Below are 13,569 nucleotides of genomic sequence, written 5' to 3' on the forward strand. Positions count from 1 at the left end.
GACTCCGCCGACGCGCTAGCGCTCGCAATCTGCCACGCCCAAGCCCGGTCCGACATTCCGCCGCTTGCGCCGCGCCCCATTTGATGGGCCGTGCTTGATTCGACGGGAATTCAGCGATACGGTCGCCCGACATTACTCGAATTGCATATCTATGAAAAAGGTTCTCATCCCCACCAAATTGAACGCCATCGTCAGGGAGATTTTGGAGGCCACCGGCCGCTACAGCGTCGTGATGGAGGAAACCTCCGATCTGGCCTCGCTGGCCCGCCGCCACCCGGACGCCTACGCCCTGATCGTGCGCAGCGAAAAGGTGAACAAAGAGATCATCGACCTGCTGCCTGCCCTTCGCGTCATCATTCGCGCCGGATCCGGCTACGACAACATCGATACCGTTTATGCGCGCAAGAGAAACATCGATGTGATGACCACGCCGGGCGCAAATGCGAATGCAGTCGCAGAAGAAGTCATTGCGATGATGCTTGCCGATGCGCGGCACTTGATCAAAGCGGACGCCTCCTGCCGAGCCGGGCAGTGGGAGAAGAAGGCGTTCATGGGTCGGGAAATCAGCGGCAAAACCGTTGGCATCGTGGGCCTGGGCGCCATCGGACAGCTCGTGGCGCGGCGGCTTTCCGGGTTTGAATGCCAGTTGATCGGCTACGACCCGGTCATCTCGAAGGATCGCGCCGAAGAGATTGGCGTGGAGCTTGTGGATTTGCCCACGCTGTTCGAGCGCTCCGACTACGTCACGCTGCATGTGCCGGAAAACAACGAAACTCGCGGCATGGTCAACGCCTCGTTGCTCGAGCGTATGAAACCCGGGGCGACTCTGATCAATTGCGCCCGGGCCGGCATCATCAATGAAGCTGATCTGCGCCGCATCAAGGCGGAGAAACAGTTGCGGTTCCTAAACGACGTGTATCCCAAGGATGAGCCGGGTCCCAAATCGGTGGCGGACATCGCGGACATCATGTTGCCGCACCTCGGCGCCAGTACCCACGAGGCGAACACCAAGGCGGCCGTCCTCGCCGCGCAGGAGTTGATTGAATTCGATGAAAAGGGGATGTCGCCGTACATCGTGAACCGCGATATACCTCCGGGATTGGACCGCGCGTATGTCGAACTCGCTCACACGCTCGCCAAACTCGCCCGCGCCTTTCTCGGGCCGGAGACCCAGCTCAAACTCATCGAGACGAGTTTCTACGGCACCCTCAAACCCTATGCCCGATGGCTACTCACGCCGATCGTCGCCGCCTTGGATGAGTCGTTTGACCGCTCGATGGGCGCAGACGCCGCGGCGAAGTATCTGTCCAACATGGGCGTCGACTACAACGATCGCGAGACGGATTCTCGGAAAGGGTTCGAAAACTCAATCACCTTGGACTTGACCGGTGGCTCTACTCATGGGGCCATGCGAACCGTCAGCATCCGGGGAACTGTGGCGGAAAACACGCTGATGGTTTCGCGCATCAATGACTTCCACAATCTGTACTTCGTCCCTCACGGCCATACGGTCGTTTTTACCTACCGCGATCGGCCGGGTGTTCTTGGGCGGATCGGGATGGAGCTCGCCGAGGCGGGCATCAATATCGATGATGTACGGAATCCGCACGACTTGAAGGGTGAAGAGTCGATCGCCATCCTTAAAGTCAACCAGCCAGTGCCGGCGTCGGTGGTCCGCAAAATTGCGGATGACATTCACGCCAACATCGCCTTCGCCATCGAGTTGTAATCATTAACCCATGGAGAACCCTTCCACCGCGCGCGGGATCGATGTGGCCTATGTCGCCCGGCTTGCCCGGCTTCGGCTGGACGAGCGCGAGCGCGCCCTGCTGCAGGGGCAACTCGAGGACATTCTCGAGTATGTAAACGCTCTGCGGGAGGTCGACGTGTCCGGGATCGAGCCTATGACCCAGGCGATCGACGTGGTGAATGTCGTTCGCGGCGATGAGGTCGAGCCCGGTTTGGATCGCGACGAGGTTCTGGCCAACGCGCCCCGGGCGCGGCTGGGTCAATTTATTGTGCCCCGGATTATCGAATGACGGAACGGGAGATCACGTCGTGGTCGGCAGCGGAAACGGCGCGTCACATCCGGGCCGGCCAAGTCTCATCGGTGGAGGTGGTGGAGGCGCTTTTGCGCCGGATCGAAAGGCTCGACCCGAAGATCGGCGCCTATCTTTCGTATGACGCGGATGATGCGCTCCGGCAGGCGCGCGAGGCGGATGCACGGCGGTCTCGCGGCGATGCCGCGCCGCTGTTGGGCGTGCCTATTGGCATCAAGGATGTGCTCAATGTGCGCGGCTGGCCCTGCACCTGCGGGTCCAAAATTTTGAACGGATATCGGTCCCTTTATGACGCCACGGCGATTTCCCGCCTGCGTAGCGCGGGGGCGGTTCTCCTTGGCCGCCTCAACATGGATGAGTTTGCCATGGGTTCCAGCACGGAAAACTCCGCCTGGCAACTCACCCGCAATCCGTGGGACCTCGGACGCGTGCCCGGCGGGTCCAGCGGCGGATCCGCGGCGGCGGTGGCCGCGGACCTCGCGTTCGCCGCGCTCGGCACCGATACCGGCGGATCAATCCGCCAGCCCGCCGCCCTCTGCGGATGCGTGGGCCTTAAGCCGACGTATGGACGGATTTCCCGTTATGGACTGGTCGCCTATGCCTCATCGCTGGACCAAATCGGGCCGATGACCAAAACGGTGGAAGACGCGGCGCTCCTTCTCGATGTCATGTCCGGCTGCGACCCGCGGGATTCGACGACACTCAACCAACCTCCAACATCGTTTGCGTCAAACCTACGGGGGGATCTGAAGGGGCTAACCTTGGGGTTGCCCGCTGAATATTTTATCGAAGGCATGGACCCCGAGGTCGAATCGGCCGTTCGGGCGGCCGTCGACCAATGCCGCTCGCTCGGCGCATCCATAGTGCCAGTTAGCCTCCCGCAAACGAAGTATGCGATCGCGACCTATTACATCGTCGCAACCGCCGAAGCCTCGGCAAACCTTGCCCGATTTGACGGGGTGCGCTACGGGCTTCGCGTCGATGGCGAGGATCCGATCGACATGACGGAGCGAACGCGTGCCGCGGGTTTCGGGCCCGAGGTGAAGCGCCGCATCATTCTCGGGACGTATGTTCTCAGTAGCGGATACTACGATGCATATTATCTTCGGGCGCTCAAGGTCCGCCGGTGGATACGGTCCGGGTTCGACGACGCCTTCCGCGTCTGCGATGCGCTGCTGACGCCCACCTCACCCACGCCCGCCTTCAGGTTCGGCGAGCGCACGGGGGACCCAATCCGAATGTATTTGAGCGATATCTTTACCGTGACGGTGAACCTTGCCGGAATTTGCGCGATCTCAGTGCCCTGTGGCTTCACCTCGGAGCGGCTGCCGATCGGATTGCAGGTGATCGGACCGGCCCTCCGAGAGGACGTGATCCTGCGCGTAGCGCACGCCTATGAACAGTCGACGCCATGGCATCGCCAACGGCCGGCGCTTGGCGAGGCGCAGGAGGGGGCCGAATCATGAAATGGCAGGCGGACATCGGGCTCGAGGTGCACGTGCAACTCCGCACGCGCTCCAAAATGTTTTGCGGCTGCGCGAACCAGTTCGGCGCCGAGCCCAATACCCTGGTATGTCCGGTCTGCCTTGGCTATCCAGGAGCTCTACCGGTCATCAATCGCGAAGCCGTCCGCCTGACCGTCAGGACGGGCCTGATGCTGGGAGCCACGATCAACCTCCGGAGCAAATTCGACCGGAAAAATTATTTTTATCCCGACCAGTCCAAAAACTACCAGATTTCCCAATTCGACCAGCCTTTGTGCGTCGGCGGCCATCTTGATTTCGAGCACGATGGCGAGAAGCGCCGCGTCCGATTTACGCGCATCCATCTCGAAGAGGACGTCGCCAAAAATATTCATCTCGATGGCGAGAGCGGCGTCGATTTCAATCGCGCCGGCGCGCCGTTGATGGAAATGGTGACGGAGCCGGATCTCCACTCACCCGAGGAAACGCTAGCCTTTCTGCAGGCGCTGAAACAGCTCCTTCAATACGGCGGTGTCAGTGATTGCAACCTCGAGCAGGGGAATATCCGATGCGACATCAATTGCAGCGTGCGCCCGGTTGGCGCCGACAAGCTCGGCACCAAAATCGAAATCAAAAATATGAATACGTTCCGAGGGGTGCTCCGCGCCCTGCAGTCGGAGATTCCCCGGCAGATCCGCGAGCTCGAGCGCGGGCGCGCGATCGTTCAGGAAACCCGGCGCTGGGATGACGTCGCCGGCCGAACCGAGTCCATGCGCGGGAAAGAAGAGGCGCACGACTATCGTTATTTCCCGGAGCCCGACTTGCCGCCTCTTGCGCTGGACCCCTCGGAAATTGAAGCGTGGCGGGCGGATCTGCCGGAATTGCCGGCGGCCCGCCGGGCCCGGTTCATGTCGGATTATGGCTTGCCGGCTTACGATGCCGGCGTACTGGTGGCCGACAAGGAAACAGCGGACTTTTTTGAGGAAACGGTGAACGCGGGCGCCCCAGCCAAACCGGCCTCCAACTGGATCATGACTGAATTGCTTGCCCGTGTGGCGGATACAGGCGCCACGATCCGCGAGCTGCGGCTGACGGCCGCCCAGTTGGCCGCGCTCATCCGGCTCGTGGAAAATCGAACCATCAACGGTACGACCGCGAAAGACGTCCTGAACATCCTGCTTGCTGAGGGCGGTGATCCGGCGGAAATCGTCGCCCGGCGGGGACTGGCACAGGTCACCGACGCCAGCGCCATCGAGGAGATCGTGGTGCGCGTCCTGTCGGAACATGCAAAGTCTGCGTCGGATTACAAGGCGGGCCGCCAGCAAGCTTTTGAATTCCTGGTGGGGCAGGTGATGCGGTTGAGCCGCGGCAAGGCCAATCCGCAAATGGTTCGGGAGCTTCTAAAGTCAAAGCTGAGCTGAAAGGCTGATCCGATGGCGCAGGATTGGGATATCAAGGCTGTCGGCCACGCCTGTGCGGCGACCGGCGAGCCTTTTGTGGACGGGCAAACCCTTGTTTGTTGCCTCGTCCGAACCGCGGAGGGATACGAGCGGCTTGATTATTCACTCGAAGGATGGGAGCGCGCCCACCCGGACCACGTGTTGAGCCATTGGCGCACTGTGTATCGGGCCCCGCCCCCGCCCGCTCCGGAGCCGATCCGAAAAGAGACCGCCGAGTCGCTGCTTCGACAGTTCATGGCCAAGGACGATTATTCCAAGGCGAACGCCATCTACATCCTGGCATTGTTGCTGGAGCGAAAGCGAATTCTTGTGGAGAAGGACGTCCAGATTCGGGAAGACGGTGTCAAACTCCGCATCTACGAGCATCGCAAGACCGGAGAGGTGCTGGCGATCCCAGATCCGCAGCTCAAGCTTGCCGAGTTGGACCGCGTGCAGCGAGAAGTCGAAGAACTGCTTGGAGTGGGCCGCGAATCCTCTGAATCAGAAGCGAGTCCGGCTTCGAGCCTGAACCCCACTTAGCATATGGCCAACCAGCGCTTTCTGGACTCGGTCCAACTCAAAGGCGCGGGATCGTGTTCCTGATTGAGGCTGTTCAAGGGTTGATCGAATCATTCCGGAAAGGCGGTTCGCCGGCCAGCGCTCGGAGACGTTCGGCCAAGGCGGCGTCCTCAAGGTCAAGCGGGGTGCGATGCAGCGAAATCGTGAGAGTGTTTTCGATCGATTCGCCGACCGCCAGGACCGCCTCTTCACTCAGTGTCTCAATTTCGGTATAGCCGAGCCCCCGATTTGAATAAAGCTCCGTCCGGCAACCCCCATCCGGAAAAGTTGCTGCGCCGACTCGCCCCTTGGCTCGCTCAAACACCAGCACGTCGTCGCGCTGCGCCGCGATCCACGCCCGCGGCGAGTCACTTCCGATCTTCAGTTCGGGTGCATGCCGTGTATCCACGATCAGCACTTCTGGGTCGGCCCGATGGAGCAGAGCTGGTTCCGGCGGCGCAAAGTCGAGGACGCGAAAACCGCCTTCAAACAGACTGTTCGTCTCAATCGCCAACGCGGCCCGATGAGCGCTAGCGATCTGGCTGATGGTCCAAAGAGAGACGGGGGCGTCAGACGGCCTTATCCGTTCCAACCGCTGCCGAACCGTCAGGGTCGCCGAGTCCGGCGCGAGTGAAATGGTGCGACTCAAGCGAATCTCGAGTGGCGGACCGAATTCGGTTTCCATCAGGACGTGTTGGGATCCGTCCTGATTGACCCAGCTATGGGCTCGCCATGCGGCTTCCTCAAACATCCTCGGAGGAGGCCACGGCGCGCCAAACAGCGCGGGCCAATGGCTCTGGGCGACAGGCCAAATCCAATCGCCCCCGAAGTTTCGCCACTCTCCGTCCGCTGGAGGCTGTACTGCCGCCGCTGCCCGTTCGGCCAGATTCGTATCAAACCGGAACACATTCTGCTCACCGCGAAATCGGAAGATGCCGATCCGTCCCAGGTTTGGAAACACGACGGCCTCGACGACCCGATTTTGGAGAACGATCGCGTTGGTATGGCCGTGGATCGTAGATGGGGGCAGCGGCTCGTACGGCACAGGTAGGGACGAATCGTGTTCCGCGAAGGCAATCGGACCGTACAGCAAGAGAACCGCGATCGCTAGCATCATGACTCCCAGACTAGGAGCGTTCGAAAATGCGGGCAATGGCAAAAAAGAAAGGTGGGGCTCACATCTGGTGGGCGGCTCATTCCGAGAGGCGGGCGAGCGATCTTTCGATCTGGGTGGTTCGTGACAGGCGGTGCAGATCGTGCTACACACGCTGGCCGTCAATCAGTTAGCGGGAGACACCCATGCGCATTCAGCCCATCCGTGTGATGCAGCCTCCGCCCCACCGCGCCGCGGCCGTTGCTAGCCTGCCCTATGACGTTGGCGAGCTCGAAGATGCGCGCCGTGAGGCGGCTTCGAATCCTTCAAGTTTTTTACATGTTGAGCGCCCCGAGGTGGATCTTCCGCCCGATTTTGACCCGGCAACGGGTATTCATCACGAGACCGCCCGTCGAAATCTCGAACATCTGCTCCAGAACGGCGACTTATTGCAGCCTGGCCCGCCGGGTTTGTTTCTCTATAGGCTCACGCTCGGGACGCATCGGCAGACGGGCGTGGTGGGCGGCTGTCATGTGGACGATTACTACGCGGACATCATCAAAAAGCATGAAAAAACCAAGCAGCCGACCGAGGACGACCGCACGATGCATGTGCTGCGGGTCGGAGCGCAAACCGGACCGATCTTTCTCCTCTACGAGGATCGCCCGGAGATTGACCGGTTGGTCGCCGAGATCACCACAAAGCCCGCCCTAATCGATTTCACAGCTCGGGATGGAATCCGGCACGAGATATGGCCGATCCCCTCGCCAGATAGATTCCAACGCGCGTTCGACGCGGTTCCGGTCGCCTATGTGGCAGACGGTCATCACCGGGCTGCGGCAGCCGCCCGTGCGGGTCGGGAGCGCAGGGCGTCCAATCCCGAGCACCGCGGCGACGAGCCCTACAACTGGATCCTCGCCGTGCTGTTCCCGGCCAGCCAGCTCCAGATTCTTCCATACAACCGCGTGGTTGCCGATTTGAACGGCCTGTCGCCCTCCTCGTTCCTCGAGGCGGTCCGCGCCCGTTTTGCGGTTCGGGCTGTCGAAGCGGATGCCCCCGAGACCGGTGGCTGCGTGCACATGCGGCTTCAAGGGCAGTGGTATGAACTGAGATGGGAAGAAGATCCGAACGCAGATCCCGTCGCCCGCCTTGATGTCTCGGTGTTACAGGACCGGCTGCTGGGCCCGATCCTCGGAATCGAAGACCCTCGAAACAATAGCCGAATCGCCTACCTCGGAGGGTTTGGAAGCGCGGAGGAGGTGCGGAAGCGTGTGGATGGCGGACGCGCCGCGGTGGGCTTTTCCATGTATCCGACGAATGTACGCCAATTGATGGCCGTGGCCGATGCCGGGCGCATCATGCCGCCGAAATCGACGTGGTTCGAGCCCAAGCTGAGGTCCGGACTTTTCGTGCATCCGCTGGATTAGTCCGGAGAATCTTTCCGGAATTCATTCGAATTCAACGAATCGCGCGTTCCATCTTGCCGGTCCCGCGTCGCCGGATTACATCAGGCTCCGTATGAGTACGTGGATTGTCCACCCAATGGTAATCGTGGTCGGCACGCAGGTGCTGTACACGACGTCCGACTTCATGGGCCGGTATTTCATGAAGAAACACGGATTTGACTCGTCGATGCTCACGGCCGGCTGGTTCTGGCTGTATCAACTGATCCGACAGATCGCTATGTTCGGCCAGTTGTACGTATTTGCCCATATCCCCCTGGGCAAAACGATGGCCCTATTCGCCGCCAGCTCAATTATCCTGAGCAATATCCTTGGTGTGTTGTTCCTCCGCGAAGTCCTTTCAGCCACGGCCTACGTGGGAGTTTTTCTGGCCGTCGCGGCTATTCTTGTACTGGCATTGCGGTAGGCGAGGGGGCGTCTTCAACCGGCTCGATGGGAGATATTTCATCCGGTTCACTGAGCTCGTCTTGGTCTAGATCCGGATCCTGGCCTCGGAATTCGGAGAGTTCTTCGATTTGACTGGCGTTTCCAGCGTGCGGATCCGATACCCCCTCGCGGAGGAAGGAGCGGCGCTCCCGGTCCTCTACCGTCTGAATGCGCAACGTGCTCCGCGATTTCACCGGCAGGCTGACGACGTCGATGTCTTTGATCATCCACCGTTGATTGATCCGTTTGAAGCTTTTGACCTCGAACCGGCGCACCGCTTCGTTGGTCGCATTGTAGGTCTCGGCGCGCAACAGGGCGCGGATTCGCTCCCCGATCCAGAGGCGAACGCCGGCTGTTCCCGAAACATCCGGCGGCGCGGGCACATCCACAACCCAACACGACTGTCCCCGGACATCTTCGCGACCGACCGTCCGCGCATTTGGCCACCAAAGATAAGAAAGGCTGAGGTCCAGCCAGCTTAGATCCGTGCCGGGGATGGGGTCCGTCATGGGGGGGACGGGCGCCGCTCGGAGCGGATTACCCTCGAAGAAACGGTATTCCGGTGAGCGGGGATCGCGCCAAGTGACGGCCAGGTGGAAGAGGGGGCTGCCGAAGGCGTCGCGCAAGGTATAGCGGGCGGTTGGCGGCTCCGCTTGCCAATCTAGCAGCATCTCAACGCGGCGCCGGAGTTCCGGCGCGTCAGGTCGCGCGCGCGCAATTAACTCGCCGGTGACGCGCAAAGGGACATCCGGCAGAGCCGCAATGACGCCGTCCAGCAGGTTTCTTGCTGGCGGCAGCTGCGCAAGCGCGCCGGAATCTTCAAACGCAAGACTTAGGCAGAGAGCCGCCACCAGGCTGGGGAGGGCCCTCATGGACGGGTCACCTTCCGCTGTTGGTTGGCCGGAAATAAGAATCGCAAAGCGCGGTTTGCCTGCTGAACAAAGTGGAAATGCATCGTTTTTCGGATTTCAGCCGGCACATCGTCCAGGTGCCGACGGTTCGACGCGGGCATGATAATCTCCCGTATTCCAGCGCGCGCGGCAGCGAGCACCTTCTCCTTGATTCCGCCGACGGGCATAATGCGGCCCCGCAGGGTGATTTCTCCCGTCATCGCGATGTGAGAAGACACGGGTCTGCCCGTCAGCAGGGATACCAGTGCCGCCAGCATGGCGAGACCGGCCGATGGCCCGTCCTTGGGGATGGCCCCGGCGGGCACGTGTATGTGAAAATCCATGTGTTCCGCGAATTTGGGATCGAGCCCCCATTCATCCGCATGGGCGCGCACATAACTGAGCGCTGCACGTGCAGACTCTTTCATTACATCGCCGAGAGACCCCGTCAGGATCAAGTTCCCCTTGCCGGCCATTTTTGTCGCTTCAATAAACAGGATGTCGCCGCCGGTGGATGTCCACGCCAGGCCGGTTACCACACCAGGGACAGTCCTCTTCTCGGCGTTTTCAGATTCGAAGCGAATCGGGCCGATCCAGTTCCGCAGCAGTTCAGGCCGAACCACGACCGAGCGCGCGCGGCCCTCGGCGACTCGACGCGCCGCCTTTCGGCATAGTCCGGCCAGCTCGCGGTCAAGGTTGCGCACTCCGGCCTCGCGCGTGTAATCCACGATTAGCCGCCGAACTGTTTCTTCGGGAATCGAAATTTGGTCCGGTTTGAGACCATGGTTTTCAATCTGCCGAGGTATAAGGTGCTTTGTGGCGATGAAGATCTTTTCGTGCAGCGTGTAACCGGGGATTTCGATCATTTCCATCCGGTCTCGCAATGGCGGCGGCATCGTGTCGATGATGTTTCCCGTCGCGATGAAGAGGACCTGGGACAGGTCAAACGGCGCGTCGAGATAATGGTCGGTAAATGAATTGTTTTGCGCAGGATCGAGGACCTCCAGCAGTGCGGCGGCCGGGTCACCGCGGAAATCTGCGCCGAGCTTGTCGATTTCATCGAGCATGAATACGGGGTTGCGGGTGCCCGCCTTTCTCAGGCTTTGGATAATGCGGCCCGGCATCGCGCCGATATAGGTGCGGCGATGGCCACGAATTTCCGCCTCATCCCGAATCCCTCCGAGCGAAATCCGGACAAAGGCTCGACCCAGCGCGCGCGCGATTGACTGCCCTAGGGAGGTCTTCCCGACGCCCGGAGGCCCGACAAAGCACAAAATCGGACCCCGCATGTCGCGCTTCAATTTGAGCACCGAAAGGTATTCAAGAATTCGGTCCTTGACCTTCTTCAGGTCGTAGTGGTCTTCGTCCAGAATCTTCGCGGCGCGCCCGATGTCGAGGTGATCTTCCGTGACGACCGACCACGGCAATTCACACAGGATGTCCAGATAAGAACGAATGATGCCCTGTTCCGGCGAGGCGGTGGGAATGGACGCTAGCCGCGCCATTTCCTTCCGGGCGATCTTCTCCACCTCCGGCGGCATCTTCGCTTTCGCAATCTTCTCCTCCAGCTCGTTCATTTCGAGCTGCTGAGGATCGGACTCGCCCAGCTCCTTTTTGATCGCCTTGAGCTGTTCCCTTAGAAAGTATTCCCGCTGCGATTTGGAAAAAACCTGGCTGACGCGCGACTGGATCTCGTTCCCCACCCGCAGGACCTCGCGTTCCCGGTTCAACAGTGGGGCCAGAATTTTCAACCGCTCCACTGGACGGTTTTCCTCGAGAAGCTTCTGACGATCTTCCAGGGTCAGGTTCAAGTTCGCCGCGATCAGGTCCGACAACCGGCCGGGATCCTCGATGTTGACCACCGCGATTTTCAGTTCATCTGGCAGCGTGGGCGACATCGTGATGATTTCCTGAAAGAGGGTTGACGCGTTACGCGCTAGAGCGACAACTTCAATGGAGTCGCTGGGACCCTCATCATCCAGTGTCTGATACCTCGCCCGAAGGTACTGACCTACTTCACCATCCGGGATAAGTTTGCATCGTGCGACGCCCTGCAACAGTACGCGTACAGTATCGTCCGGGAATCGCAGCATTTTGAGCAGCCGGCAGACGCAGCCGTGCGCCATCAAATCCCGAAAAGACACCTGGTCGTCTGGCAGATCGCGGTTCTTCTGCAGCACCGCAATCAAAAAACGGTTGGAGGCGCCGACGTCTTCGATCAGCTTTATGGAGCGCTGGGTGTTGACCACTACCGGCGCAATCATTCCCGGGAATACCACCAGGTCGCTGAGCGGAAGGACCGGCAAGAGTTCCGGCGGAGTCCCCGATTGGGCCTCACGGCTGCCTTCCGCGGATGGCGGGGACGGCTGCGGTGTTTCGGTCTTCGACGGATCGGCGCTCACGGCTCGGTTCCCAGTCGGATCTTCGCATACGCCGTGCGAGCGGCGGCCCGAGGAAGCGTGACGGTGAGCATTCCTTGCTGCATCGTCGCGCGAGACCGGTCGCCATCCACCGGAAACGGCAAAGGGATCACGCGCTCGAAGGGGCCAAAATCGATTTCCATCTGCCGATATCGATAACCGGTGGTCGGCTGCCCGGCGTGGAGCTCTCTGCGGACGCCCCGTACGAGCAAAGCGCGGTCGTCGACAACCAGTTCAATGGAATCCGGAGGGACGCCGGCGATCTCGACCCGGACAACCAACCCTTCCGGCCCCTCGAAGACATCCGCATTCGGAGCCCAGGGCGGATTCGGCGACCAAATCGATTCCCGAGACTCCTGCGAACGTGTTTGCTCTACATACTGCTTCCACTGCAAAAACAACGCGCGAGGCATGCCTTCACTTTATTGCGCCTGCCATGACTTGCCAACGGCAAATCGGGCAGCGGCTCTACAGAATCCAAGCATCCAGGGAGCTTCCGGCTGGATCGACTTGCAGGATCTCTGCGGTCGATGTCTCTGACTTATTGGTTGTGTTCGGCCTCCACTCCATCGGGTCGGGCCGAAGGGATGGCTTTTGCCTAGGTGATCGCGAGACGAACGCCGAGGTCGAGAGCCAGATGCGCGGTTTGCGGCTGTGAAGGTGCGCCGGATGGCGTCAGCAGCGGATGATTCGCGATGGAATAAGCGGCTCGAATCCGCCGTGCCCCCTGTCTGGCGGCATGTGCAGATTCGGGACTGAATCTTCCGCCGCGTTCATCGGCTCATGCTCAAGGCTCGCAAGCGCTTTCGGCACGACAGATAAGGAACGAAGCCTCTGCGGTATCACTCCACCGAACATTCCTCCGGCTTTAGGTTCTCGAAGCGTGTTTACGCCCGACGGTTCAGCCAGGAGCTTAGAGCATTTTAATGTATTGTTCACACGCTTTATCGACGCGTTGAGGCTGAGGGATTTACCGCTCCCCGCACTCCTTATCTAAACCTTTCGAGCGTGCATGACGGACTCCGCTCCATTCCATGGGTGGACGTCAAAGCACTCTCGCCCGCACATAAACCGGATTCGATTTCCGAATGAAACTCGATCCACCGCTGCCCGAAAATATAGACCTAGTTGATCGCGTCCTCGTGAACCAATTAAAAAATTTCTATTGACCGTTCAAACAGCAAAGCGTATGCATTACAACAAGAGGTCATATTGGCAGTTTTGCAGCAGGCAGGTGTATGGGGGGATGATTGATCTGTATGAAGATTGGAGACATTTGACCGTCTCATTCATTATTTACTCAGTGTAGAGAATATTCAGTCCAAATAGGGAGGCCAAAAGAGACACTATGAAAAAGACACTGTCAGCCAAAATCACATCTGCAGCGATCGCGCTGATATATTCAGGATCCCTGGCGCTTGGACAACACGACCTGGGCGGGACTGGAAATGTCGCGAGCGGAACGCCTAGTGTTGCGGGGGGGCAGAACAACGTGGCAAGTGGAAATAACTCGGTTGCGGTGGGGATTACCAACGCAGCGAGCGGCCCGCGAAGTTCCGCGTTTGGCTACACCAATCGAGCCACCGGCTTCGCCAGCACGGCGGTCGGTAATGAGAATGAAGCTATTGGGGAATGGAGCTCTGCGTTCGGCGTGAATAATGTTGCGTCCGAATCCGGTAGTACGGCCCTTGGCGCGTTCAACGACGCCACCGGATTCGGAAGCACGGCGGTCGGTATTGATAATTACGCCAGCGGCG

General features: G+C 60.0%; 12 protein-coding genes. 8 read left to right on the forward strand and 4 right to left on the reverse strand.

The annotated features are described in order from the left end of the window. Positions 1-151 precede the first annotated feature (151 nt). The 5 genes from NZ740_10390 to NZ740_10410 are packed head-to-tail and all read left to right on the forward strand — an operon-like array spanning position 152 to position 5,502. Entirely contained in the window at positions 152-1,729 is a 1,578-nt protein-coding gene (locus NZ740_10390) for an ACT domain-containing protein (GenBank protein MCS6772411.1), read from the forward strand. A gap of 10 nt (positions 1,730-1,739) precedes the next feature. Beyond that, positions 1,740-2,039, forward strand: a complete 300-nt coding sequence (gene gatC, locus NZ740_10395) for an Asp-tRNA(Asn)/Glu-tRNA(Gln) amidotransferase subunit GatC (protein ID MCS6772412.1) — start codon at positions 1,740-1,742, stop codon at positions 2,037-2,039. Next, a complete protein-coding gene (gene gatA / locus NZ740_10400; GenBank protein ID MCS6772413.1) occupies positions 2,036-3,526 on the forward strand; it encodes an Asp-tRNA(Asn)/Glu-tRNA(Gln) amidotransferase subunit GatA in 1,491 nt (496 codons plus the stop codon). The genes gatC and gatA overlap by 4 nt, the downstream gene beginning before the upstream one ends. After that, positions 3,523-4,944 carry an Asp-tRNA(Asn)/Glu-tRNA(Gln) amidotransferase subunit GatB gene (gene gatB / locus NZ740_10405; GenBank protein ID MCS6772414.1) on the forward strand — a complete coding sequence of 474 codons (1,422 nt, stop codon included), beginning with the start codon at positions 3,523-3,525 and terminating at the stop codon, positions 4,942-4,944. The genes gatA and gatB overlap by 4 nt, the downstream gene beginning before the upstream one ends. Positions 4,945-4,956: 12 nt before the next feature. Beyond that, positions 4,957-5,502 (forward strand): hypothetical protein, encoded by a 546-nt coding sequence (locus tag NZ740_10410; protein ID MCS6772415.1) that lies wholly within the window; start codon positions 4,957-4,959, stop codon positions 5,500-5,502. Positions 5,503-5,575: 73 nt separating this feature from the next. Here NZ740_10410 and NZ740_10415 read toward each other — a convergent pair whose 3' ends face one another. After that, positions 5,576-6,637: a DUF4380 domain-containing protein gene (locus tag NZ740_10415; GenBank protein MCS6772416.1), complete on the reverse strand. Its 1,062-nt coding sequence runs from the start codon at positions 6,635-6,637 to the stop codon at positions 5,576-5,578. Positions 6,638-6,819: 182 nt separating this feature from the next. Here NZ740_10415 and NZ740_10420 point away from each other — a divergent pair, with 182 nt between their 5' ends. Both NZ740_10420 and NZ740_10425 read left to right on the forward strand, forming a co-directional pair. Next, the gene (locus tag NZ740_10420) at positions 6,820-8,040 is read left to right on the forward strand and encodes a DUF1015 family protein (GenBank protein ID MCS6772417.1); all 1,221 of its coding nucleotides are present in this window, start codon (positions 6,820-6,822) and stop codon (positions 8,038-8,040) included. Between the two features lie 91 nt (positions 8,041-8,131). Next, positions 8,132-8,482, forward strand: coding sequence for a hypothetical protein (locus tag NZ740_10425; protein ID MCS6772418.1), 351 nt, complete (start codon positions 8,132-8,134; stop codon positions 8,480-8,482). Here the strand turns inward: NZ740_10425 and NZ740_10430 are convergent. The 3 genes from NZ740_10430 to NZ740_10440 are packed head-to-tail and all read right to left on the reverse strand — an operon-like array spanning position 8,457 to position 12,225. After that, positions 8,457-9,374, reverse strand: coding sequence for an outer membrane lipoprotein-sorting protein (locus NZ740_10430; protein ID MCS6772419.1), 918 nt, complete (start codon positions 9,372-9,374; stop codon positions 8,457-8,459). The two genes, NZ740_10425 and NZ740_10430, sit on opposite strands and share 26 nt — an antisense overlap. After that, complete coding sequence (gene lon, locus NZ740_10435) at positions 9,371-11,794, reverse strand: endopeptidase La (GenBank protein ID MCS6772420.1); 2,424 nt, start codon at positions 11,792-11,794, stop codon at positions 9,371-9,373. The genes NZ740_10430 and lon overlap by 4 nt, the downstream gene beginning before the upstream one ends. After that, a complete protein-coding gene (locus NZ740_10440; GenBank protein ID MCS6772421.1) occupies positions 11,791-12,225 on the reverse strand; it encodes an Hsp20/alpha crystallin family protein in 435 nt (144 codons plus the stop codon). Before NZ740_10440 ends, lon begins: the two co-directional genes overlap by 4 nt. Positions 12,226-13,160: 935 nt before the next feature. On the opposite strand from NZ740_10440, the gene NZ740_10445 reads away from it, so the two are divergent. Then, positions 13,161-13,569: cell surface protein (locus tag NZ740_10445; GenBank protein ID MCS6772422.1), on the forward strand; the 409-nt coding region annotated here is incomplete at its 3' end.

The sequence above is a fragment of the Kiritimatiellia bacterium genome, from assembly GCA_025054615.1.
Lineage (GTDB): Bacteria > Verrucomicrobiota > Kiritimatiellia > CAIVKH01 > CAIVKH01 > JANWZO01.